Genomic DNA, 21901 nt, shown 5'->3' with positions numbered 1-21901 from the left:
TTATCATCGCCGCATGGCCCGCGCCCCCCGCTTCGCCACGCCAGCACGTCCCGCGCTGAAACCGTCCCGCCCCTGGGGCTGGTGGCTGGCGCTGGCCGCGCTGGCCATCGCCCTGCCGCTGCAACTGGCCCTGGCCGACCGTGCCCGGCTGGCCGCCGACCCCGGCTGGCGGCCGCGACTGGAGTGGTTGTGCGGCTGGCTGGGCTGCGCGCTGCCGCCCTGGCGCGAGCCGGGCGCGTTCCGGGTCACCAGCCGGGAAGTGCGCCCGCATCCGACCGCGCCGGGTGCGCTGCTGGTGACCACCAGTTTCCGCAACGATGCCCGCTGGCCGCAGCCCTGGCCGCAACTGGAGGTGGCCCTGCACGACATAGACGGCCGGGCCCTGGGCGTCCGCCGGTTCGCCCCCGAGGAGTATCTGGGCGCGCCCCCCGCCGCCGCCCTGATCGTGCCGGGACAATCGGTGCTCGCCACGCTGGAGATCCTGGACCCCGGCAAACGCGCGGTGGCCTTCACTTTCGATTTCCACTGAGACCGACCGGCGGGGTCATTAGCGGCCGTCCCGGCTTTGGCGTAGACTGCCCACCCCGCCGCAGACCGGCGGCGCCGCACGGAAGCGGACACAAGCCCCAGGAGTCCAGCCCTGTGAATGCCCTCCCCGCCGCGCGCGCGGACGCAAACACGACCCCGTCAGGCCACACGCCGCTGCGCGACCACGTCGCCCGTTCGGTGCGCCGCTACCTGCACGACCTGGACGGCTGCGACGCCAACGACCTGTACGAGCTGGTGCTGCGCGAGGTGGAAATTCCGCTGCTGCTGGAAGTGCTGCAGCACTGCGAGGGCAACCAGAGCCGCGCCGCCGCCTGCCTGGGCATCAACCGCGCCACCCTGCGCAGGAAACTCAAGGCCTACGGAATCGCCTGATTTCCCTGGCCTCCGGCCCCCGGCACGAAGCCCTGTTCCCGTATAATCGCCGCCTTTCCCCGGGGGTAGCGGATGGCTGCTGATCGTCGGCCCGTGCGGCGGGCATTGCTTTCGGTATCGGACAAGACCGGCGTGGTCGAACTGGCACGCGGCCTGCACGCGCTGGGCGTGGACCTGCTCAGCACCGGCGGCACCGCCCGCAGCCTGCGCGAAGCCGGCCTGCCGGTGCGCGACGTCAGCGAGGTGACGGACTTCCCCGAGATCATGGACGGCCGGGTCAAGACCCTGCATCCGAAGATCCACGGCGGCCTGCTCGGCCGCGAGGGCACCGACGACGCGGTGATGGCCGAGCACGGCATCGCCCCGATCGACCTGCTGGTGGTCAACCTCTATCCCTTCGCACAGACGGTGGCCAAGCCGGACTGCAGCTACGAGGACGCCATCGAGAACATCGACATCGGCGGCCCGGCCATGCTGCGCGCCGCCGCCAAGAACCACGCCCGCACCTCGGTGGTGGTGGACCCGGCCGATTACGAAGCCCTGCTCGAGGCGCTGAAGGCCGGCGGCAGCACCGCCGCGCAGCGCCGCGCCTGGGCCGCCAAGGCCTACGCCCACACCGCCGCCTACGACGGCCAGATCGCCATGTGGCTGTCGCCGCGGGCCGAGGATCCGGCCACGCCGGAGGCCTGGCCCAGGACCTTCCACGCCTCCCTGCAGCTGGCCTCGGCGCTGCGCTACGGCGAAAACCCGCACCAGCGCGGCGCCCTCTACGTGGAAGCCGGCGCCGGCGAGGGCATCGTCGCCAGCGCGCGTTTCCTGCAGGGCAAGGAGCTGAGCTACAACAACCTGGCCGACGCCGACGCCGCGCTCGAATGCGTCAAGGCCTTCGACGCGCCCGCCTGTGTCATCGTCAAGCATGCCAATCCCTGCGGCGTGGCAGTCGCGGGCAGCCTGATGGACGCTTACGACCGTGCCCACGCCGTCGACCCGACTTCGGCCTTCGGCGGCATCATCGCCTTCAACCGCGAACTCGACGCCGCCACCGCCGCCGAGATCCTCAAGCGCCAGTTCGTCGAGGTGGTGATCGCCCCGGCGATCGCCGCCGACGCCCTGCCGCACTTCGCGAAGAAGCCGAACGTGCGCGTGCTGGCCTGCGGCGCCCTGCGTCCGGCCGGCGGGCTGGAATACAAGCGCATCGCCGGTGGCCTGCTGGTACAGGACGCCGATACCGACACGCTCACCGCGGCCGACCTGAAGGTGGTGACGAAGCGGGCGCCGACAGAGGCGCAGTTGCGCGACCTGCTGTTCGCCTGGAAGGTGGCGATGTACGTGAAGTCCAACGCCATCGTCTACGCCAGGGATCTGCAGACGGTCGGCATCGGCGCCGGCCAGATGAGCCGGGTGGTCAGCGCCAGGATCGCCGGGCTCAAGGCCGAGGAGGCCGGCCTGCAGGTGGCCGGCTCGGTGATGGCCTCGGACGCCTTCTTTCCCTTCCGCGACGGCATTGACGCCGCCGCCGCCGCCGGCATCGCCGCGGTGATCCAGCCGGGCGGCTCGATGCGAGACGCCGAGGTGATCGCCGCCGCCGACCAGCACGGCATGGCCATGGTCTTCACCGGCCGCCGCCACTTCCGGCACTGAAGCCATGAACGAGGCCGCCGGCACCGCGAGACGACGCCTGTGGCGCGGCCTCGCCCTGCTGCTGGTGCTGGCGGCGCTGGTCGCCTGGGGCATGGACCGGCAACGCGAACGGGCGCAGCGGCAGGCGGCGGCCGACGAACTGTCGCGGGTGCTGGCCGAGTTCCGCCGCGGCCTGCCTACGCCCTACGCGCCCGGCCTGGTCACCGAGAGCGCCGGCTTCGAGGGGACGGCGCTGGTGATGACGATCCGGGCGGAGAAGCGCCGGGTCGGCGACGGCGACGAAGGCCAGCTGGCAGCGGTGCGGCGGGCCGAGCAAGCGCTGATGCTGCCGCTGTGCGCAAGCGCCGACGTGCGCTTCCTGCTGGCGCGCGGCCTGACGATCAAGCGCCGGTTCGTGGACGGCGACGGCCGGGTATTCTTCGACATCGAACTGGGGGCGGACGATTGCGGCCGCGCCCGCACGGGAGTCACGCCATGAAGATCCTCGTCATCGGCTCGGGCGGCCGCGAGCACGCCCTGGCCTGGAAACTGGCGCAGTCGCCGCGGGTGCAGGAAGTGCTGGTGGCGCCCGGCAACGCCGGCACCGCCGCCGAACCGCGCTGCCGCAACCTGGACATCAAGGCCAGCGACCTGGACGGCCTGCTCAATGCCGCCGAAACCGAAGGCGTGGCCTTCACCGTGGTCGGTCCGGAGGCGCCGCTGGTGGCCGGCGTGGTGGACCGCTTCCGCGAGGCCGGCCAGCCGATCTTCGGCCCCACGGCCGCGGCCGCGCAGCTGGAGGGAAGCAAGGCCTTCGCCAAGGACTTCCTGGCCCGGCACGGCATCCCGACGGCGTTCTACGCCGTGTTCGAGGACGCCCGGCTGGCCATCGAGCACGTGCGCGAGCACGGCGCCCCGATCGTGGTGAAGGCGGACGGGCTGGCCGCCGGCAAGGGCGTGGTGGTGGCGATGACGGTGCAAGAGGCCGAAGCCGCCATCCGGGACATGCTGGAGGCCAATGCCTTCGGCGAGGCCGGGGCGCGTGTGGTCATCGAGGAGTTCCTCGAGGGCGAGGAGGCCAGCTTCATCTCGATGGTGGACGGCAGCACCGCCCTGCCGATGGCCACCAGTCAGGACCACAAGCGCGTCGGCGACGGCGACACCGGCCCGAACACCGGCGGCATGGGCGCCTATTCGCCGGCGCCGGTGGTCACGCCGGAGGTGCACGAACGGATCATGCGCGAAATCGTCGTGCCGACCGTGCGCGGCATGGCCGCCGACGGCATGCCCTTCACCGGCTTCCTGTACGCCGGCCTGATGATCACGCCGGAGGGCGCGCCCAAGGTGATCGAGTTCAACGTCCGCTTCGGCGACCCGGAAACCCAGCCGGTGATGCTGCGCCTGCGCAGCGATCTGGTGGACCTGGTCGAGGCCGCCATCGCCGGCCGCCTGCATGAGGTGAGCGCCGACTGGGATCCGCGTCCCAGCCTGGGCGTGGTGCTGGCCGCCGAGGGTTATCCCGGCACGCCGCGCACCGGCGACGTCATCGCCGGCCTCGGCGTGGACCCGGGCCCGGACGCCAAGGTCTTCCACGCCGGCACCGCCTTCAGGAACGGCCAGGTAGTCACCGCCGGCGGCCGGGTGTTGTGTGCCTGCGCCCTGGGCCAGGATCTCGCCGAGGCCCGGCGCCGCGCCTACGCCGCCGCCGCCAACCTGCACTGGCAGGGTGTGTTCCACCGCGGCGACATCGGCTGGCGCGCCCTCCGGTCCTGAGCGGGCAGCGGGGCGGGAAACACGGGGGCGGGCATGGCACACAACCAGTTCGAACTGTTGCGGCAGCGGCGATTCCTGCCCTACTTCGTCGTCCAGGCCCTGGGCGCCTTCAACGACAACGTCTATCGGCAGGCCATCATCGGCCTGCTGTTTTTCATGGGCGTCACGCCGGAACAGCGCACCCTGTACACCAACCTGGCGCCGGCGCTGTTCATCCTGCCCTACTTCCTGTTCTCCGGCCTGGCCGGGCAGATCGCCGAACGACTGGAGAAGCAGAAACTGATCCGCATCACCACCGCCATGGAGATCGGCATCATGTCGGTCGCCGGCATCGGCTTCCTGCTGCAGTCCATGCCGCTGCTGCTGCTGGCGCTGTTTGCCACCGGCCTGCAGTCCACCCTGTTCGGGCCGGTGAAGTATTCGATCCTGCCCAGCGTGCTCAAGCCGGAGGAACTGACCGGCGGCAACGGCCTGGTCGAGATGGGCACCTCGCTGTCCATCCTGCTGGGCATGATCGCCGGCGGCCTGATTTTCGTGCTGGCCGGCCAGTACGGGCCGGTGACGGCCGCCAGCGCCATCGTCCTGCTCGCCGTCACCGGCAACCTGGTGGCGCGCGCCATCCCGCGGGTCGAGGCCTCGGCGCCGGACCTGAAGATCCACTGGAACCCTTTCCCGGAATCGCTGCGGGTGCTGCGCCTGGCCCGACGCCAGCTGGCCGTGCGCAACGCCATCCTCGGCATCTCCTGGTTCTGGTTCGTCGGCACGGTGCTGACCGCGCAACTGCCGACTTACGCCGAGCGGTTCCTGGGCGGCGGCCAGACGCTGTACCTGTTCTGCTTCGTGCTGTTCTCGGTCGGCACCGGCGTCGGCTCGCTGTTGTGCGAGAAGCTGAGCCGGCGCACCGTCGAGATCGGACTGGTGCCGCTTGGCGCGATCGGCATGACCGTCTTCTGCGTGGACCTGTACTTCGCCCAGCCGCAGGCGGCGACCCAGGCCGGACTGACCGTGCGCGAGTTCGTCGCCGGCGGCAACTGGCGCGTCGTCATGGACCTGACCGGCATCGGCCTGTTCGCCGGCCTGTTCATCGTGCCGCTGTTCGCCCTGGTGCAAAGCCGCACGCCCAAGGCCGAGCTGTCACGGGTGATCGCCGGCGTGAACATCCAGAACGCCGGCTTCATCGTCCTGGCGGCCGGCCTGGGCATAGCGCTGCAACTGGGGCCGGTGAACATCCTCGGCATCACGGTGCCACTGCCGGCGCTGAGCATCCCGGAGATCTTCCTGGCCCTGGGCATCGCCAACGCGCTGGTGGCGATCTTCATCTTCAGCCTGGTGCCGGAGTTTTTCCTGCGCTTCCTGGCCTGGATTTACGTCTCGCTGTTCTACCGCCTGCGCATCCGCGGCGTCGAGGACAACGTGCCGGACGAGGGCCCGGCCCTGCTAGTGTGCAACCACGTCAGCTACATGGACCCGCTGGTGATCAGCGGCGCGGTGCCGCGGCCGATCCGTTTCGTCATGTACTACCGGATCTTCAACATCCCCGGCCTGCGCTGGGTGTTCAGGGCCTACCGCGCCATTCCCATCGCCGGCGCCAGGGAAGACCCGGCGGTGCTGGAAGCGGCCTTCGAGGCCATAGACCGGGCCCTGGCCGAAGGCGAGCTGGTCTGCATCTTCCCCGAGGGCGCGCTGACCCGCGACGGCGAGATCGCGCCCTTCAAACCTGGCGTCGAGAAGATCCTGGCGCGCCGGCCGGTGCCGGTGGTGCCGATGGCCCTCACCGGCCTGTGGGCCAGCATGTGGAGCCGGCGTGACAGCCGCCTGGGCCGCCTGCGGGTGCCGCGCCGGCTGCGCGCGCCGGTGCAGCTGATCGCCGCGCCGCCGGTGCCCGGCGAATCCGCCAGTGCCGCCAGCCTGGAAGCGCAGGTGCGGGCGCTGCGCGGTGACCGCCCCTGAGGCCGAGCCCTGGTCATCATGCCGATGCGCGTCGCACCGCATCGGCGCCATTGACGCATCCTGCCGTGCGCCGCAAGCTTGCGCCAGCGCGGCAAGGCCCGCGCGGCATCCAGGGGAATCGCGGGGGAGCACATGAACTGTCCGAATTGCGGCCACAGCAACAGCGCCGGCGCCAGCGCCTGCGAACAGTGCGGCGCCAGCCTGGCGGCCGCCGTACCGCCGGCACCGCCCGCCGCGCCCCCGCCGCCGCAGTATCCGCCGCAGGCCCCGGCCCAGGCCGGGCCGCAGGTGCCCAACCACCTGGTCTGGGCGATCCTGGCCACGATCTGCTGCTGCCTCCCCACCGGCATCGTTTCGATCGTCTACGCCGCGCAGGTGGATGGAAAGCTGCAGGCCGGCGATCTGGCCGGCGCCCGCCAGTCCTCCGACAACGCCAAACTCTGGGCCTGGATCTCCTTCGGCCTGGGCCTGGTCGGCATCTCGGCCTATTTCGGGCTGGCGTTCCTGGGCTTCCTGGCCGATGCCGGCCGCCATTGACACCACCACACCGACCCGGTCCGCGCCAGGCTGGCGCGGACCGGCCATGTTGCTGACGATCGTTGCCGGCGCGCTGCTGCTGCGCCAGGCCGACCCGAACGCGCCCGGCAGCCTGTTGCCGCCCTGCGCATTCGAGTGGCTGACCGGCCTGTACTGTCCCGGCTGCGGCGCCACCCGCGCCCTGCACGCCCTGGCGCACGGCGATCCGGCGCGCGCGCTGGCGATGAACCCGCTGCTGGTGCTGTCGCTGCCGGCGATCGCGCTGATGCTGGCCCGCGTCGCCGGCTGGCTGCCGGCGTCCTGGCAGCCGCTGACGTGGCGCCTGTCCGACGCCCGCCCCTGGGCCGTCGTCATCATCGCCTACGCCATCACCCGCAACCTGCCCTGGGCCCCTTTCTCATGGCTGGCCCCCGGGGGGATTCATTAGCCGCGACCAGAACCCTCAGGTCGTCCAGCCGGCGAGGACGAAGAGGGCGATGATGCCCAGCCATAGCAGCAGGACGCGCCAGACCAGGCTCATGGCGTCGCGCAGTTCCAGCAGGCCCGGCGCCTGGGCCGGACCGTCGGCGGCGTAGGCATCTTCCTCGGCCAGCTCGATGGCCACCGAAGCGCGGGCGGCGGCGCCCAGGAAGCCGCTGTCCAAGCGCACGCCCTCGGCGTGCCAGTCGCGCCAGGCACTGAGGACGCGGTCGAAATCGGCCGCCAGGGCCAGGCCGAAGGTCATCAGCTGGGCGACCGGCCAGTTCAGCACCGCCAGCGCCGCGCGGGCCACGCCGCGCTGGCCCTCGGGCAGGCTGCGCCGGGCCTCGCCCTGGGCGCACAGCGACACCAGCCGGTAGCCGATGGCCCCGACCGCGCCGGCCACCATGAACCAGAACAGCACCCCGAACCAGCGCCACAACGCGCAGCGGAACACCGCCTCGACCAGGGCCGGCCCTTCGCAGCTGGGTTCGCCGCCTTCGGGGAACAGGGCCTGCGCCGCCTCGTGCCGGGCCTGCGGCTCGCGTGCCTCGATCACCGCTTCGACATCCAGGTCCAGGTCGCGCGGGCCCCAGGTGTAGAGCAGCGCCAGCAGGGCGAAACCAAAGGCCGGCAGGCCATAGAACAGCTCGTCCAGCAGGAACTGCGCCAAGCCGACCAGCAGCAGCGGCAAGCCCACCGCCACCAGCAGGCCGACCCGGTTCGGCCATTCGCCGCCGCCGGTTCGGGCGCCCAGCCAATGCAGCCAGGCGATGAACCAGTCGTAGCGGCGCAGACTCGGCAGCGCCGGCACCAGGTGACCCAGCAGCAGGGCGACGACGACGGCGATCAGGGCGGCGGACATGGGGGGATTCTAGCCTTGTCCGGCCAACCAGGCGTCTATCAGCCAGCGGGCGATGGACAGGTGCGGCGAAAGCTTGACCTCGCCGCTGGCCACGGCGGCCAACAGGTCCTGCTTCGAGAACCAGCGCGCCTGTTCCAGCTCGTCGCCGACCACCGGCTCCACCGGCAGGCCCTCGGCCTGGAAGCCCAGCATCAGGCCCATCGGAAAAGGCCAGGGCTGGGAGGCGAGGTAGCGGCAGTTCAGCACCGGCACGCCGGCTTCTTCCATCACTTCGCGCGCCACCGCCTGTTCCAGCGATTCGCCGGGCTCGACGAAACCGGCCAGCACCGACCAGCGCCGCGGCGGCCAACTGGCCTGGCGGCCCAGCAGCAGGCGCCGGCCGTCGCTGACCGCGACGATGACCGCCGGGTCGGTACGCGGGTGGTACTCCAGGCCGCAATGGCCGCAGCGTGCCTGCCAGCCGGCACGCGAGATCAGCAGGCGCTCGCCGCAACCGCCGCAGTGGCGCTTGCGACCCTGCCAGTGCAGCAGGGCGCGTGCCTGGGCGGCCACCGCGGTTTCCAGGGCCGGCCACTGGGTCGCGGCACTGCGCAGGTCCAGACGGCCGGGCAAGGGCTCGGCCAGGCTCTCATGCGCGACAGCAAACCAGGCGCCGGCCTCGGACAGGCCGAGGAAACTGGCGCCGGCGGGGCGTTCCTCGCCCAGATCGCGGCCTTGCAACCAGCCTGGCGCCTCGACGCTGCCGGCAAAACGCAGGTGGCCTTCGGCATCCACCGCCACCACCCGGGCCGAGGGCCAAAGGGCCCGCAACTGGTCGGGATCGTCCCGCAGCTGCTCGGCGCGGTCCAGGCCCGGACCGCGGAAGGCGTAGCCGGGCGCGGGCGCCTGGGTCACGGCTCAGGCGGAAAAACTGCTGCCGCAGCCGCAGGTGGTCTTGGCGTTCGGGTTGCGGATGACGAACTGCGCGCCCTGCAGGCTCTCGCGGTAATCCACTTCGGCGCCCATCAGGTATTGCAGGCTGAGCGGATCCACCAGCAGGGTGACGCCGTCGCGCTGCAGCGCCAGGTCGTCCTCGGCCTGCTGCTCGTCGAACTCGAAGCCGTACTGGAAACCCGAACAGCCGCCGCCGGTGATGTACACCCGCAGCTTCAGCCTCGGATTGCCCTCCTCGGCGATCAGGGCGGCCACCTTGGCGGCGGCAGCGGCCGTGAACTGCAGGGGGGCGTCGAGCTGCTGGTAGCTGGGCTGGGTATCCATGGCCGGAAGGATATGGGGCCGCGCGGCCGCCGCTTCAAGCATCCTGTGCCTCGGCCTTGCCGCGCCGGATCGGCGTGGCGCCGGCCGGCAGTTCCTCGGCTGCCGGGGTCTCGCCGTGGATCAGTCGGCCGGTGACCGTGGCACCGGCCGCCATCTCCACCACCTTGTAATGGATGTTGCCCTGGACCCGGGCCTTGGCAGTGAGTTGCACCCGTTCGTAGGCGTGCACGTCGCCGGTCATGCGGCCGGAGATCACCACCACCGGCGCGCGCACCTCGCCTTCGATGGCGCCGTCCTCGGCGATGGTCAGGACGGCGTCGGTGCCGTCCTCGGCCAGGACCTTGCCGAAGATCCGGCCTTCCACGTACAGGCCGCCGCTGAAGCCGATGTCGCCGCGGATGGTGGCGTGCGGTCCGACCAGGGTTTCGATGGCGGAGTTTCCGTTGCGGGGGGATTTCTTGTCGCCCATGCCGAGCATCTCTCTAGTCTCCTCGTGGTTCCGCGGCCTGCCAGGGGAAGGCCTGGTCCACGGTGTTGCCGTCCGCGCGCAACTGCACCCGGACGCGCTGGGGGGTGAAGCCGTCCGGGAGCATGATGCTCCCTTCCAGCTGCTGGAAATAGCGGAAGGAGAACGGCTGTCCGGGTGCGCCCGGCTTCTGGACCAGTTGCTCCCACGGCAGGCTCATCAGCCGGCCGTCCTTGACCCCCTCCACGGTCAGGCGCGCCTCGCCCTTGCTGATGGCGCCGCGGTTGAGGTTCTGGGTCAGGGTTACGGTATAGCGCCAGGTGCCGCCGGCCTCCGGCGCGAACACGGCTTCGTGCACGCTCAGGCCGCGGCGTTGGCCGGTGGCCCCGACCAGGCGCTCGTAGAAGGCCACGTCGGCGCGCAGGCCGGAAATCTCCTCCTCGCGCTCGGCCAGGGTCGCCTGCAGCTCGGCGTTGGCGGCCCGGCTGATCTGGTCGCTGCGGCGCAGGGTGGTGACGTTCTGCCGGAGTTGCCGCACCAGGGCCTCGGCCTCGCTGGCCCGGCGGGCGGTCAGCGCCAGCTCCTGGCGCACCTGTGCCAGTTCCGGCACGGCCCGGCGAGTGGCCCACACGCCCACCGCCACCAGCGAGCCCAGCCAGGCCGCTAGCAGCAGCGCCAGCAACACCTTCTGATAGGGGCGGTGCGGCACGACGACGAAGCGCGGCTTGTCGGGAACGGGGGTACTCATGCGGGCGGGGGGACCCCTGGGGAAGACCGGCACTAAAGCCGGGGGACTCAGGCAGCGTCAAGGCGGAGGCTCACTATACTGTGAACGCCGTCACGTTCCGGGGAGACCGCCATGACCGAAGCCCATGTGTTCGCCCTCGGCCTGGCCCTGGCCTGCCTGGCGGGCGTGCGGGCCTACCTGACGGTATTCGGTGTCGGCCTGGCAGGCTTGATGGGTTGGGTGGACCTGCCCTCGGCCCTGGAGGTGACCAGTTCGCCCTGGGTCCTCGGTACCGCCGCCGCCCTGGCCCTGGTCGAGTTCGCTGCCGACAAGATTCCGGGCGTGGACTCCGGCTGGGACCTGCTGCAGACCCTGGCGCGCATTCCCGCCGGCGCCTTCCTGGCCGCGGCCACCCTGTCCGACGACGGCCAGCTGGGCACCGGTGCCCTGGTGTTGGGTGGCAGCGCCGCGCTCGGCATGCACCTGATCAAGACGGGCACCCGCGCCGCCATCAACACCTCGCCCGAGCCGGTGTCGAACTGGGTGGCCTCGGCGGGCGAGGACATCACCGCCCTGGGCGCGCTCGCCCTGGTGTTCGCCCATCCCTGGCTGGCCCTGGCGCTGCTGTTGCTGGCGATGCTGGCCGCCGCCACCCTGGCCTGGTGGGTGTTGCGCTGGATCTGGCGCCGCCGCCCGCGCCTGCGCGCCGCGCCCGGCTGAACGCACCCGGCTGAATGCGCCTGGCCGGCACCGCCCCGCGCCGGCGTTGGCTTCGGGGATGAGCCCGGCCGCACTGACAGTCTCCCGGTCGGGGGGCATAATCCGGCCAAGACCGGGGGAACCGCGATGAATCCGCACGACGAGTCTCGGCTCGCCGACCACCGCCACGCCTTCCTGCGCCACCTGCCCCGGCGAGTGGAGTTGATCGGCCGGCGTCTGCACCGCTTCCTCCAGGATGGCTGGGACATCAATGGCCTGGCCCTGATCCACGACGACGCCCGTTGGCTGGGCGCCGCCTGCCAGCGGCATGGCCTGGACGAGGCCGGCCAGCACCTGGGCCATCTGCACGGACTGCTGGCCCAGACCCTGCGCGACCAGGAACTCCCCGATCCCGCCCTGGGCGAGCGTCTTTGGCGCCTGATAGAAGAGATAGGCGAGGCCGTGCCCATGCTGGCCGAGGTCGCCGCCGAACCGGCCGCGCCGGGGCAACAGGCGCAGACCCTGCGGCGGGCGGAAACGCCGCCGGCGCATTACTGGCGCCGCTGGGGCGACGACGCGCCACCGCCGGCCAGGGCCGCTGCCGGACCGGCCGGGGCCAGGCCGTCCACGCAAGCGGAGCTCGCGCCGGCGGCGTCCGTCCGCAAGACTGGCGCCCAAGCCGGTCCGGAAGCGCGGAACGGGACGACGGCCGGCACCAATCCCGCGCCTGCTCCGGCCACGTCTGCTCCGGCCACGTCTGCTCCGGCCACGTCTGCTCCGACCGCGCCTGCTCCGGCCGCGCCTGCTCAGGCCGCAGCGGCTCCTGCTCACAGACCCGTGGCCGATGCGGCGCGCGCGCCCAGGCCGGCCGCGCAGCCCGCCCCGCCCCGCCCGGTGCCGCGACCGCCGGCCTCGGCGCCGCCGGCCCCGGTGGACGGCTTGCGCGTCTATCACCTGACCGACCATGGCCCGCTGTCGCTGGAACTGGACCAGCGCATGGAAGCGCTCGGCTACGAAGTGGAGCTGCTGGAGAGCGCCGAGGAACTACACGAGCTGCTCGGCGCCCTGCCCGCCCACCTGGCCCTGGTGGATGCGGCCTTCCAGAGCCGGCTGGAGGCGATCGGCGAAACCGTGCGCCAGGCCCGCGAGCGCGGCCCGCACCGGATATTGCTGGTGGCCCTCTCGGAGACCGACGACATCAACCTGCGCCTGGCGGCCCAGCGCGCCGGCGTGGATGCGCTGGTGATCGAACCCGACGGCGCCCAGGACGTGCTGCGCCGCCTGGCGCAACTGTTGCAGCCGGGCCCGGAAGAGCCCTACCGCGTGCTGATCGTCGAGGACGACCGCGGCCAGGCGCTGTTCGCCGAGGGCATCCTGCGCAATGCCGGCATGGAGACCCGGGTGGTGCTGGACTCGCTGGACGTGCTGGCCGTGCTCAACGAGTTCCAGCCTGACCTGGTGCTGATGGACCTGCACATGCCGCATGCCAACGGCATCGAGCTGACGGTGCTGATCCGCGAGCAAGACGGTTTCCTGGACACGCCGATCGTGTTCCTGTCCGGGGAACCCGATCCGGATCGCCAGTTCGACGTGCTCGAAGCCGGCGGTGACGATTTCATCGCCAAGCCGGTCCGTCCACGCCACCTGATCGCCGCCGTGCAGAACCGCATTCAGCGTCATCGCGCCACGCTGGCTCGACGTGGCTCGCGCCATGGCCGCGACCCGGCCACCGGCCTGCACGACCGCGGCGAACTGATGGCACGCCTGGAGGCCCGCCTGGCCGGCGGCCAGGGCGGACCCGGCGGCGTGCTGTTCCTGGAAGTCGAGAGCGTGAACCTGCTGCGCGACCGCTTGGGCCTGACCGCGCTGGAACAACTGCTGGCCCAGGTCGGCCGCATGGTGGCCGAGCGTGCCGGCGACACGCCGGTGGCGCGCTTCGGCGACGGCAGCTATCTGCTGCTGGACGAGCAGCGCGACGGCGCCGGCCTGGAGACGCTGGCCAGCCAGTTGCGCGGCGCCCTGGTACAACACCCCTTCGACGTGCACGGCCATCCCTTGCGCCTGCGCGTCTCGGTCGGCATCTGCGCCTTCGAACACCGTCTGGCCGACGCCGCCGCGGTGCTCAACGCCGTCGAGCGCGCCGCCCGCGAAGCCCGCACCAGCGAAAAGGGCGTGCGCAGCCACGAGCCGGCGCAACCGAGCGAAGCCGCGCGTGAAGCCTCGCTGGTGCAACAGATACGCGAGGCCATCGCCCTGAACAGGCTGGAGCTGCATTACCAGCCGGTGGTGGCGGTGGCAGGCAGCGACGACAGCCAGTACCAGGTGCTGCTGCGCCTGCGCGACGCCGAGGGCAAGCTGCTGCCGGCGGCCGAGGTGGTGCCGCTGGCCGAGCGCGGCGATTTCATCCTCGACATAGACCGCTGGGTGCTGACCGCGGCGTTGAAGCTGATCCGGCAGCGCCGCGCGGAAGGCAAGCCCTTGCGCCTGTTCGTCACCCAGTCGGCGCTGACCCTGGCCGACCCGGGCCAGGCGGCCTGGCTGAAGTCCGAGCTGGCGGCGCACGACGTGCCCGGCACCTCGCTGGTGATCGAGCTGCGGCTCGAGGACGCCGCCGTCCACGCCGCCACCGTGCGCGAGTTCTGCGACCGCATGCTGGACGACGGCGTGCAGTTCTGCCTGAGCCAGTTCGAGGCCGGCCGCGAACCGGAAAGCCTGCTGGACCGGCTGCCGCTGGGTTTCGTCAAGCTGGCGCGCAAGTACACTGCCAGTGTCCTGCCGCAACCGGTGCGCGACGAACTGCGGGTGCTGATCGAGCGATGCCACCGGCACGGCCTGGAAGTGATCGGCCACGGCGTCGAGGATCCGCAGGCGGCCGCGACCTTGTGGATGAGCGGCATCGACTTCATCCAGGGCAATCTGGTGCAGCAGGCCGACACCGACATGGATTTCGATTTCCAGCAGGCCGTACTCTGATGCGAAGGATCGCTCCCAATCCCAACGACGCCCTGATCGTGCGCTGGCTGGCCATCGCCGGCGCGGCCGGCGCCGCCGCCGCCGCGGCCATGGGCCATTTCAGCGACAACTGGCTATGGCAGACCATCGCCCTGGTGGCCGCCCTGCTGGCGGTGGCCGGAATCGCCGGGCTCTGGCGCGCCTTCCGGATGCGCAATCAGGCGCTGGAGGAAGCCGCGCAGCACAGCGGCGAACGGGTGCGGGAAGTCAGCGCCCTGCAGGAGGAGCTGGCCCTGCACCGCCGCCTGGAGCGGGAGCTGACCGAGGCCAAGCAGGCCGCCGAGGCGGCGATGATGGCCAAGGGCGAGTTCCTGGCCACCATGAGCCACGAGATCCGCACCCCGCTCAACGGCATCATCCCGATGCTGGACCTGCTGATGAGCAGCCGCCTGCAACCGGACCAGCAGGAGATCCTGCGCACCGCCTACACCTCGGCGCGGCAGATGCAGCGGATCGTGGACGACATCCTCGACTACTCCAAGCTCGAGGCCAACAAGGTCACCCTGGAGACCACCAGCTTCAACCTGCGCGAGCTGCTGGACTCGGTGATCCGGTTGATGGAAAAGCCGGCCGAGAGCAAGGGCCTGCGCCTGAGCCTGCAGATGGACCCGGCCGTGCGCCTGGCCGTGCGCGGCGACCCGGTGCGCCTGCGCCAGGTGCTGACCAACCTGCTGAGCAATGCGGTGAAATTCACCGAGCGCGGCTCGGTCACCCTGTCGGTGACCCGGCGCGGCGAGGGCCGCACCCAGCACGAGTTGCGTTTCGAGGTGGCCGACACCGGCATCGGCATCCCCCGGGAGGGCACCGACCGGCTGTTTCGTGCCTTCAGCCAGGCCGACGCCAGCACCACCCGCCTGTACGGCGGCACCGGCCTGGGCCTGGTGATCTGCAAGCGCATCGTTGACCTGATGGGCGGCAGCATCGGCGTGGAATCGCAGCCCGGACGCGGCTCCACCTTCTGGTTCGAGATTCCATTGCTCAAGGCCGCCGGCGACATCCAGGGCCAGCGCACCGACCTCAATGGCGCCCGGGTGCTGCTGCTGAGCACCGATCAGGCGCTGCGCCAGCGCCTCACCCAGGCGGCGCCGGAATGGGGCGCCACCCTGACCCTGACCGAAACCACCCAGGACGCCCTGACCCGCCTGCGCACCGCCCTGAGCCGCGGCGCCACGTGGGCCTTCGACCTGCTGCTGGTGGACCTCAACAGCGTGCGTTCCACCGCCATCGCCCTGCACCGCAACCTGCGCCGCACCCCCGAGCTCGAGGATCTGCGCCTGGTCTGGCTGCACGGCGAGGAGACCGTGCCGGCCGAGTTGTCGCAGGCGCCGCATTCGATGATGCTGCCGCGGGTCACCGGCGTGTCCGAACTGCGTTCGTCGCTCACCAGCTTCCTGGCCGCGCAGGCCGGCACCCGGGCCGTTGCCACCGAGGAGATCCCGATGCAGGAGCACAGCCCGGAGCCGGCCGTTCCATCCATCGCCGACGCCCAGGCCCGAGCCGCCGCCGGCAAGCTGCGCGGCCGCGTGCTGCTGGTGGAGGACAATCCGGTCAACCTGATGGTGGCCCAGCGCCTGGTCGGCCTGCTGGGCCTGCACTGCGAAACCGCCGACAATGGCGAAAAGGCCCTGGAACGCATGAGCCAGGGCAATCTGGACCTGGTGCTGATGGACTGCCAGATGCCGGTGAAGGACGGCTACACCGCCTCGCGCGAATGGCGCGAATACGAAGTCAGCAACAACCTGCCGCGCCTGCCGATCATCGCCATGACCGCCAACGCCATGGCCGGCGACCGGCAGAAATGCCTGGACGCCGGCATGGACGATTACCTGAGCAAGCCGGTGGACCGCCGCCTGCTCGAGGCCACCGTGGCCCGCTGGCTGAGCCAGCGCCATGCCGGCGCGCCGCCGGCGAGCCTGCCGACCCCGGCACCGGCCGCGATGACCATGCCGGCCGGGCCGGCGGCGGCACGTCCGGCCGCTGCGGTCCGCCCCGCAGCACCCGCGCAGGCAGCGCCCGCGCCGGTGCCCCAGGCGCGGCCGGACGGAGCCGCCGGCCCGCTGCCACCCCGACCCGTTGCGCCTGCCGCCGCGCCGGTGCCACCCCGCCCTGCGCCGGCATCGGCCGTGCGATCCACAGCCGCGCCGCCCCTCCGGGCACCGGCAGCGGCACCCGCCCCGGCCACCCCGCCTACGGCCGCCGATGTTCCCCCGCCGCCACCGCCGGTCTTGGCCGCCGACGTGGTGGATGAACTGCGGTCGGTGATGGGCGCCGAGTACCTGAGTCTGGTGCGCCTGTTCCTGGAAGATGCGCCCGGCCACGTGCGCGCGCTGGAAGCGGCGGCGGCGGCCGGCGACATGAGCGCCATGGTGGCGCCGGCGCACACGCTGAAGTCGGCCAGCGCCAACCTCGGCGCCATGGCCCTGTCGGCCGCGGCCAAACGTATCGAACTGGGTGCCCGCCAGGGCGTGCTGCCTCGGCCGGCGGTGGCGGTGGCGGTGCTGGAGTCGGAGTTCCGCCGCGCCGAGCAGGCGCTGCGCGGCTTGCTGCGCTGAGCGTCGCGCCGCCCGCGGGCCAGGCCCGGCACGATACCGGGCCGCCCGGACGGCGTGAGTCCACGCCGCGCGCGGGCGTGATCGCAGGGATGCCGGATCCCGCGCGCGGGACCCTGGGCGAGGAAGGGTATCTCAGCCGCCCATCTTGGATTGCAGGTAGTTCTGTTCGCCCACCCGGCCGATCAGGTCCAGCTGCGTTTCCAGCCAGTCGATGTGCTCTTCCTCGCTTTCGAGGATGGCCACCAGCAGTTCGCGCGAGACGTAATCGCCGACCTGCTCGCAATGGGCGATGCCGGCCTTCAGGTCGGGCACGGCCTGCTGTTCCAGCTTGAGGTCGCACTCGAGGCATTCGCGCGGCGTCTGGCCGACCAGCAGCTTGCCGAGGTTCTGCAGATTGGGCAGGCCGTCCAGGAACAGGATGCGCTCGATCAGCCGATCGGCGTGCTTCATCTCGTCTATGGATTCCTTGTACTCGTGCTCGGCCAGCTCTTTCAGGCCCCAGTTGCCGTACATCCGTGAATGCAGGAAGTACTGGTTGATGGCGATGAGCTCGTTGTACAGCGCCTTGTTCAGGTGCGTGATGACCTGGGCGTCACCTTTCATGGCGGGCCTCCTTGCGTGCTTGACGTGGGAGCAGCCTAGCCCGATCGCGCAGCCGATGACGTAAAGGCAATCGCTCGCGTTTGCCAATCGGGTGCGTTCTCGTTTGCGGGGCCCTCACCCCGGCCCCTCTGCCGCGAGGGGAGAGGGGAGGAGCCGGCACGCCGGCGCGCGACCAGGCCGCCGGCCCCTCTGCCGCGAGGGGAGAGGGGAGGAACGACACGAAGCCGCTCTCCCTTTGTGGGGGGGGGTTGGGGAGAGGGGATTACGGAGAGAGAGTGATGTCCCGGATCCCTGTGCGGCTCAGGCCGCCGCCAGCACCGGCAGCGGGAACTCGTTGCGACCGCGGGCTTCCGCCAGCAGGGCGCCGGCCAACTCGCCGCAGGTGCCGCAGCCGGTTCCCAGGCCCGTGCGCATGGCCAGCTCGGACACGGAGGCGCAGCCGGCCCCGGCCGCCTCGCGGATGTCCTGGTCGGTAACGCCGTGGCAAATGCAGACGTACATGGAACCGCCTGTAATGGGAACGGTTCGCATTCGACCCGAAATGAGAATGCTTGTCAACACCGGATGGCCGAGCGCCTGGCCGGAGGCGGGCAAACGTTCAGGCGGGCGGGCGACTGGCCCGCCGGGCAGGGCTGCCGGGCTCCAGACTGGCGGGACTGCCGGGCCCCTGACCCGCCGGGGCGAGCCGGGGATCGGCTTCGGCCCGCCGCGGGGAAATCAGCCGCCCGTCCGCAACGGCCGCCGGAAGGCCGGGCGGTGGCCGGCGCGCATGGCCCGCGGGCGCAGTTCCTCGGCCGGTTCCGGCACCGCGGCCTGGCCGGCCACGTCTCGGGCCCGCGGCGCCAGGTGCGAGAGCGCGCGCAGGTAGACCTCGCGCTTGAAGCTGACCACGTGCCGGGCCGGGTACCAGAAATCCACCCAGCGCCAGGAGTCGAACTCCGGCTTCTCGCTCAGGTCCAGGCGGACATCATCCTCGGCGCCGGTGAGACGCAGCAGGAACCAGACCTGCTTCTGGCCGATGCACACCGGCCGGTTGCCGTGGCGGATGCAGCGCCGGGGCAGCCGGTAGCGCAGCCAGCCCGGGGTGCTGGCCAGCACTTCCACGTGCCGGGGCTCCAGGCCGACCTCCTCGCGCAGCTCGCGGTACATGGCTTCCAGGGGCGTCTCGTCCGAGTTCATGCCGCCCTGGGGGAACTGCCAGCCGTCACGGCTGACCCGCCGGGCCCAGAACACCCGGCCGTCGCCGTGCATCAGCACGATGCCCACGTTGGGGCGGTAACCGTCCGGATCCACCACGGGACGGACTCCAATGCTGTACTGCGGGCCAGCCTGCCACAGGCCCGCGCGCCACCACAAGCGCGACGGCCCGGCCGAATTGACAGGGCCGCCGGGAGAGCCGAAAATTCGCGGCCCTGTCCGCCCCGGACAGCACCCGTGGCTATGTAGCTCAGCCGGTTAGAGCACAGCACTCATAATGCTGGGGTCGGTGGTTCGAGTCCACCCATAGCCACCACTTCCGAGCCCGCCGATTGGCGGGTTTTTCGTTTCCGGGCAGCGCCCTGGGCAGAAGATCTGCCTGGCCGACCCATTCCTTCACTGGGTATGCCGACGTAGGGCAGACATGCCCGCATGGATGTGGGTCAACACCCCTGCGGACTCTTGCTACTTTTCGCCCATGGCTACCGCCGGCAACTTCGCGAGAAGTTCAAATCCCTCCCCGAGGGCGCCACGACAGAATCGTGGCGGCTCAGGATTTGAACCGCCCGCTCCTGAACGTCCGGGGAAAACTTCGCTGCCTTTCTCATTGCTCAATCCTCTCAACGGAATGAGCCTCCGGTAAAGGCGGGGCGGTTCAGGACGCACATGTTCGTGTGACGCCGGACGCCGCCGGTCATGGCCGCGACTGCAGCCCCATCACTTCCGCCACCATCCGCATCGTGTTCACGTGCAGCTGCACGACTTTCTGCAACGGTTCCTGGTAACCGCCGGCCAGCACCCAGGCTACCGGTACGCCCGCCGAATGCAGCCCGGAGAACACCTGCAGGTCGCGCATGGCCATCTGCGCCGTGTCGAGGAAGCCGCCCAGCGGGTCGTCCACATGCGGATCGGCGCCCGCCTGGTAGAGCACGACGTCGCAGGTATCGGCCAGGCGCGCCACATCCGATTCCACCTGGGCCAGGAAGGCCTGGGGATCGCAGCCATACATCCATTCTTCGCCGGCGGTGATATGGGTGATGCCTTCGCGGCCGACGCGGTCGAGGATGTCCTCGGTACCGTCGCCGTAGTGGTAGTCGTAATCGAGGATGCCCACGCGCAGGCCCGGGCGATCGGCCCTCAGCGCCAGGGCCGTCACCATCAGGCCGTTGAAGGTGCAGAAGTCGGCCGCCTTGTCCCAGCCGGCGTGATGGAAACCCGACACCGGCGCCGCCACGATACCGGCGCCATCCAATGCCCAGCGCGCCGCGCTCAACAAGGCGCCGCTGGTCCAGGGCAGGCTGGCGGCCACCGCCGGGTCTCGATTGCCGAAGCCGTTGGGCCGGCGCCCGGCCAGTACGTCCTCGACGAAGCTGCGCTCATGGGCGAGGCACAGCTCCTGCACCGTGACCGGCTGCGGCGGCCGCACTTCCAGGGCCGGCCACTCGGCCCGCCAAGCCGCCATGACCGCCGCCGGCTTGGCCGCACTCGGCGACAAGGCCTGCATGGGCGCATTCATCCGCTCGCTGTAGATCGCCTTCATTGACGTACTCCGGCAGGACCCGCTGCCGATTGTCGCCACGCCGCCGTCTCAGCCGTCGAGACGGCAGTCGCGATACTGACGGCGACCGGCGTCCGTCCACGACAGGCGCCGGGGACACCACGGCGCGAGAACATCTCATGCGCGACGAAGACTACCTGGACCTCCCGGTCATCTGCAGACCCGCCGGCGTGGACGGCCGGCCAAGCTGGCTGGGTTACCGCTTGCCCGGCGACATCGCCGAAACCCTGGGCATTCCCGCCGGTCCGTGGCCCGTGCCGGTGCGTTTCCTCCATGAACACCTGGGACGGACCCGCCGGCTGATCGATCCGGGCGCTCTGTGCGCATTCCTGATGGCCGACCGTGCGCGTCCGCGCCCGAGCCCTCGCCACATTGCCGGCACGGAGATGCAACGCGCCCTGCTGGCCCACCTGGCCGGCGGCGACATCCGTGAAAGGGTGCTGGCCGGCGGCACCGACTGGCGGGCGGAGTTCGGGCCGGCCCCGTCGGGTCCGGCGGTCGGGCTGCAGGCCCATGCGCGCACGCTCGCCCTGCTGGCCCCCGGCGCCGAGGCAGCGCTGCGAATCACCTGTTTCGAGCCGCTCGACCATTGCGTCGCCGGCATGCTGCTCGACCTGGTCCGGCGACGCCCGCCCGCGGATGGCCAGGAGGCCGTATCGCCGGACTTCCGCGCCTTGCTGGAACGCGCCGATGCCTTCACCAACCATCACGCCCGCCGCCTGGGAAGGCCGCACCTGCGGGCCTGGCCTGGCGGGCTGGAGGGCTCAAGGCCTGGTTGCTACCCGCCCGACCTTTCCGCCGCCCTGCCGGCCGCGCAATGTGGCATCCAGCTGCGGCTTCGCGACGCCTGGGGCCAGTATCTGGACGCACTGCTTGGTGACGAGCATGCCGCGCGGCAAGCGGCCGCCACCGGGATCACACCCGCCCCAGCACCGGGATCAGCGCCCCGGTGATCGCGCTGGCCTCGTCCGACAGCAGGAAGACGATGGTCGCGGCCAGCTGTTCCGGCTTCACCCAGCGGCTGAAGTCGGCATCGGGCATGTCGCGCCTGTTGGCCGGGGTGTCGATGATGCTGGGCAGCAGGGCGTTGACGGTGATGCCGCGCTCCTTGAGCTCCTCGGCCAGCGATTCGGTGAGCTTGGCCACGCCGGCCTTGGAGGCGGCGTAGGCGCCCTTGCCCAGTTCGCCACGGGTGGCGGCGTTGGCGCCGATGTTGACGATGCGGCCGCCCTCCTGCAGATGCGGCAGCGCCGCCATGCAGGCGGAGACGGCGGTGCGCAGGTTCATCCGGTACATCGCGTCCCAGGTCTCGAGTGCGCCGCCCTGCACCTTCTCCCAGGCGAAGCCGCCGGCGATGTTGACCAAGCCGTCGAGGCCGCCGAAATCGCCGGCGATGCGGGCCAGCGCCGCCCTGGCCGCGCCGCCGTCGCCCAGGTCCACGCCGCCGTGCAGGCTGGCGCCGGCCAGTTCGGCCGGCTTGCGCGGCGCTTCGGCGTGGTCGAGGGCGGCGACCTTGGCGCCCTGGGCGACCAGGGCCTGCACGACGGCGGTGCCCAGGGCACCGAAGGCGCCGGTGACGGCGATCTTCTTGCCGGTGAGGGACATGGCGGACTCCAGTGGAACGTGGGCCGTCATGGTAACCGAGACGCCACGGCGGCCGGATGGAGCGCCCTCGCGCGCCGGCGCAGCGTGCGCCGGCATCGGG

The 21901-nt window shown here is 71.3% G+C and carries 22 protein-coding genes, 1 tRNA gene and 1 pseudogene; 14 read left to right on the top strand and 10 right to left on the bottom strand.

Annotated elements, in window-relative coordinates; translation table 11 throughout:
- The first annotated feature begins 13 nt into the window (after positions 1-13).
- The 9 genes and pseudogenes from F0415_RS09795 to F0415_RS09760 all read left to right on the top strand — a co-directional run bounded on the left by F0415_RS09795 (position 14) and on the right by F0415_RS09760 (position 7228).
- The gene (locus tag F0415_RS09795; RefSeq protein ID WP_149861039.1) at positions 14-529 is read left to right on the top strand and encodes a DUF3426 domain-containing protein; all 516 of its coding nucleotides are present in this window, start codon (positions 14-16) and stop codon (positions 527-529) included.
- A gap of 113 nt (positions 530-642) precedes the next feature.
- Complete coding sequence (fis, locus tag F0415_RS09790; RefSeq protein WP_149861038.1) at positions 643-921, top strand: DNA-binding transcriptional regulator Fis; 279 nt, start codon at positions 643-645, stop codon at positions 919-921.
- A 72-nt stretch (positions 922-993) separates the two neighbouring features.
- Positions 994-2562 carry a bifunctional phosphoribosylaminoimidazolecarboxamide formyltransferase/IMP cyclohydrolase gene (gene purH, locus F0415_RS09785; RefSeq protein ID WP_149861037.1) on the top strand — a complete coding sequence of 523 codons (1569 nt, stop codon included), beginning with the start codon at positions 994-996 and terminating at the stop codon, positions 2560-2562.
- A 4-nt stretch (positions 2563-2566) separates the two neighbouring features.
- Positions 2567-3040, top strand: a complete 474-nt coding sequence (locus F0415_RS09780; RefSeq protein WP_149861036.1) for a hypothetical protein — start codon at positions 2567-2569, stop codon at positions 3038-3040.
- The gene (gene purD, locus F0415_RS09775; protein WP_149861035.1) at positions 3037-4314 is read left to right on the top strand and encodes a phosphoribosylamine--glycine ligase; all 1278 of its coding nucleotides are present in this window, start codon (positions 3037-3039) and stop codon (positions 4312-4314) included. Before F0415_RS09780 ends, purD begins: the two co-directional genes overlap by 4 nt.
- Before the next feature lie 33 nt (positions 4315-4347).
- A complete protein-coding gene (locus F0415_RS09770; RefSeq protein ID WP_149861034.1) occupies positions 4348-6264 on the top strand; it encodes an MFS transporter in 1917 nt (638 codons plus the stop codon).
- Between the two features lie 132 nt (positions 6265-6396).
- Positions 6397-6462 (top strand): annotated as a pseudogene (locus F0415_RS12825) (zinc-ribbon domain-containing protein); the annotation flags it as partial.
- A 90-nt stretch (positions 6463-6552) separates the two neighbouring features.
- The gene (locus F0415_RS12715; protein WP_246149938.1) at positions 6553-6801 is read left to right on the top strand and encodes a CD225/dispanin family protein; all 249 of its coding nucleotides are present in this window, start codon (positions 6553-6555) and stop codon (positions 6799-6801) included.
- A gap of 46 nt (positions 6802-6847) precedes the next feature.
- A complete protein-coding gene (locus F0415_RS09760) occupies positions 6848-7228 on the top strand; it encodes a DUF2752 domain-containing protein (RefSeq protein WP_246149934.1) in 381 nt (126 codons plus the stop codon).
- A 15-nt stretch (positions 7229-7243) separates the two neighbouring features.
- Here the strand turns inward: F0415_RS09760 and F0415_RS09755 are convergent, their stop codons facing one another.
- From F0415_RS09755 to F0415_RS09735, 5 genes are read right to left on the bottom strand one after another with little or no spacing between them, the layout of a single operon-like run.
- On the bottom strand, positions 7244-8125 hold the full coding sequence (locus tag F0415_RS09755) for a hypothetical protein (protein WP_149861031.1): 882 nt from the start codon (positions 8123-8125) through the stop codon (positions 7244-7246).
- Between the two features lie 9 nt (positions 8126-8134).
- Positions 8135-9019 carry an NAD(+) diphosphatase gene (gene nudC / locus F0415_RS09750; RefSeq protein WP_149861030.1) on the bottom strand — a complete coding sequence of 295 codons (885 nt, stop codon included), beginning with the start codon at positions 9017-9019 and terminating at the stop codon, positions 8135-8137.
- Between the two features lie 3 nt (positions 9020-9022).
- A complete protein-coding gene (erpA, locus tag F0415_RS09745; protein ID WP_149861029.1) occupies positions 9023-9382 on the bottom strand; it encodes an iron-sulfur cluster insertion protein ErpA in 360 nt (119 codons plus the stop codon).
- A 34-nt stretch (positions 9383-9416) separates the two neighbouring features.
- Complete coding sequence (locus tag F0415_RS09740) at positions 9417-9851, bottom strand: bactofilin family protein (protein ID WP_149861084.1); 435 nt, start codon at positions 9849-9851, stop codon at positions 9417-9419.
- A gap of 13 nt (positions 9852-9864) precedes the next feature.
- Positions 9865-10596, bottom strand: coding sequence for a DUF6776 family protein (locus tag F0415_RS09735; RefSeq protein ID WP_149861028.1), 732 nt, complete (start codon positions 10594-10596; stop codon positions 9865-9867).
- 111 nt (positions 10597-10707) lie between these two features.
- Here F0415_RS09735 and F0415_RS09730 point away from each other — a divergent pair, with 111 nt between their 5' ends.
- The 3 genes from F0415_RS09730 (at position 10708) to F0415_RS09720 (ending at position 16838) form a co-directional block, all read left to right on the top strand.
- Positions 10708-11295, top strand: coding sequence for a DUF4126 domain-containing protein (locus tag F0415_RS09730; protein WP_149861027.1), 588 nt, complete (start codon positions 10708-10710; stop codon positions 11293-11295).
- A gap of 126 nt (positions 11296-11421) precedes the next feature.
- Positions 11422-14247, top strand: coding sequence for an EAL domain-containing response regulator (locus tag F0415_RS09725; protein ID WP_149861026.1), 2826 nt, complete (start codon positions 11422-11424; stop codon positions 14245-14247).
- Positions 14247-16838 carry a hybrid sensor histidine kinase/response regulator gene (locus tag F0415_RS09720; RefSeq protein WP_188310355.1) on the top strand — a complete coding sequence of 864 codons (2592 nt, stop codon included), beginning with the start codon at positions 14247-14249 and terminating at the stop codon, positions 16836-16838. The genes F0415_RS09725 and F0415_RS09720 overlap by 1 nt, the downstream gene beginning before the upstream one ends.
- A gap of 132 nt (positions 16839-16970) precedes the next feature.
- Here F0415_RS09720 and bfr read toward each other — a convergent pair whose 3' ends face one another.
- The 3 genes from bfr to F0415_RS09705 all read right to left on the bottom strand — a co-directional run bounded on the left by bfr (position 16971) and on the right by F0415_RS09705 (position 18737).
- Positions 16971-17441: a bacterioferritin gene (gene bfr / locus F0415_RS09715; protein ID WP_149861024.1), complete on the bottom strand. Its 471-nt coding sequence runs from the start codon at positions 17439-17441 to the stop codon at positions 16971-16973.
- A gap of 300 nt (positions 17442-17741) precedes the next feature.
- On the bottom strand, positions 17742-17942 hold the full coding sequence (locus F0415_RS09710; RefSeq protein ID WP_149861023.1) for a (2Fe-2S)-binding protein: 201 nt from the start codon (positions 17940-17942) through the stop codon (positions 17742-17744).
- A 216-nt stretch (positions 17943-18158) separates the two neighbouring features.
- Positions 18159-18737 (bottom strand): RNA pyrophosphohydrolase, encoded by a 579-nt coding sequence (locus F0415_RS09705; protein ID WP_149861022.1) that lies wholly within the window; start codon positions 18735-18737, stop codon positions 18159-18161.
- A gap of 140 nt (positions 18738-18877) precedes the next feature.
- On the opposite strand from F0415_RS09705, the gene F0415_RS09700 reads away from it, so the two are divergent.
- Positions 18878-18954 (top strand) — tRNA-Met (locus F0415_RS09700).
- 378 nt (positions 18955-19332) lie between these two features.
- Here F0415_RS09700 and F0415_RS09695 read toward each other — a convergent pair.
- Complete coding sequence (locus F0415_RS09695; RefSeq protein ID WP_149861021.1) at positions 19333-20178, bottom strand: hypothetical protein; 846 nt, start codon at positions 20176-20178, stop codon at positions 19333-19335.
- 137 nt (positions 20179-20315) lie between these two features.
- Between F0415_RS09695 and F0415_RS09690 the strand changes: the two genes are divergently transcribed.
- Complete coding sequence (locus F0415_RS09690; protein ID WP_149861020.1) at positions 20316-21149, top strand: hypothetical protein; 834 nt, start codon at positions 20316-20318, stop codon at positions 21147-21149.
- Here the strand turns inward: F0415_RS09690 and F0415_RS09685 are convergent.
- Positions 21112-21801, bottom strand: coding sequence for an SDR family oxidoreductase (locus F0415_RS09685; RefSeq protein WP_149861019.1), 690 nt, complete (start codon positions 21799-21801; stop codon positions 21112-21114). The two genes, F0415_RS09690 and F0415_RS09685, sit on opposite strands and share 38 nt — an antisense overlap.
- Positions 21802-21901: the final 100 nt, after the last annotated feature.

It is taken from the genome of Arenimonas fontis (assembly GCF_008386465.1).
Lineage (GTDB): Bacteria > Pseudomonadota > Gammaproteobacteria > Xanthomonadales > Xanthomonadaceae > Arenimonas > Arenimonas fontis.
This window is presented reverse-complemented; position numbering and strand designations above follow the sequence as displayed.

What these genes read in the sequence shown, in the direction of transcription:
- F0415_RS09755 (WP_149861031.1), bottom strand. Translation starts at nt 8,125, where the DNA reads ATGTCCGCCGCCCTGATCGCCGTCGTCGTCGCCCTGCTGCTGGGTCAC.
- F0415_RS09685 (WP_149861019.1), bottom strand. Translation starts at nt 21,801, where the DNA reads ATGTCCCTCACCGGCAAGAAGATCGCCGTCACCGGCGCCTTCGGTGCC.
- F0415_RS09720 (WP_188310355.1), top strand. Translation starts at nt 14,247, where the DNA reads ATGCGAAGGATCGCTCCCAATCCCAACGACGCCCTGATCGTGCGCTGG.
- F0415_RS09695 (WP_149861021.1), bottom strand. Translation starts at nt 20,178, where the DNA reads ATGAAGGCGATCTACAGCGAGCGGATGAATGCGCCCATGCAGGCCTTG.
- purD (WP_149861035.1), top strand. Translation starts at nt 3,037, where the DNA reads ATGAAGATCCTCGTCATCGGCTCGGGCGGCCGCGAGCACGCCCTGGCC.
- F0415_RS09725 (WP_149861026.1), top strand. Translation starts at nt 11,422, where the DNA reads ATGAATCCGCACGACGAGTCTCGGCTCGCCGACCACCGCCACGCCTTC.
- F0415_RS09760 (WP_246149934.1), top strand. Translation starts at nt 6,848, where the DNA reads ATGTTGCTGACGATCGTTGCCGGCGCGCTGCTGCTGCGCCAGGCCGAC.
- purH (WP_149861037.1), top strand. Translation starts at nt 994, where the DNA reads ATGGCTGCTGATCGTCGGCCCGTGCGGCGGGCATTGCTTTCGGTATCG.
- F0415_RS09710 (WP_149861023.1), bottom strand. Translation starts at nt 17,942, where the DNA reads ATGTACGTCTGCATTTGCCACGGCGTTACCGACCAGGACATCCGCGAG.
- F0415_RS09740 (WP_149861084.1), bottom strand. Translation starts at nt 9,851, where the DNA reads ATGGGCGACAAGAAATCCCCCCGCAACGGAAACTCCGCCATCGAAACC.
- F0415_RS09780 (WP_149861036.1), top strand. Translation starts at nt 2,567, where the DNA reads ATGAACGAGGCCGCCGGCACCGCGAGACGACGCCTGTGGCGCGGCCTC.
- F0415_RS09730 (WP_149861027.1), top strand. Translation starts at nt 10,708, where the DNA reads ATGACCGAAGCCCATGTGTTCGCCCTCGGCCTGGCCCTGGCCTGCCTG.
- F0415_RS09770 (WP_149861034.1), top strand. Translation starts at nt 4,348, where the DNA reads ATGGCACACAACCAGTTCGAACTGTTGCGGCAGCGGCGATTCCTGCCC.
- F0415_RS09690 (WP_149861020.1), top strand. Translation starts at nt 20,316, where the DNA reads ATGCGCGACGAAGACTACCTGGACCTCCCGGTCATCTGCAGACCCGCC.
- bfr (WP_149861024.1), bottom strand. Translation starts at nt 17,441, where the DNA reads ATGAAAGGTGACGCCCAGGTCATCACGCACCTGAACAAGGCGCTGTAC.
- erpA (WP_149861029.1), bottom strand. Translation starts at nt 9,382, where the DNA reads ATGGATACCCAGCCCAGCTACCAGCAGCTCGACGCCCCCCTGCAGTTC.
- F0415_RS09795 (WP_149861039.1), top strand. Translation starts at nt 14, where the DNA reads ATGGCCCGCGCCCCCCGCTTCGCCACGCCAGCACGTCCCGCGCTGAAA.
- F0415_RS09735 (WP_149861028.1), bottom strand. Translation starts at nt 10,596, where the DNA reads ATGAGTACCCCCGTTCCCGACAAGCCGCGCTTCGTCGTCGTGCCGCAC.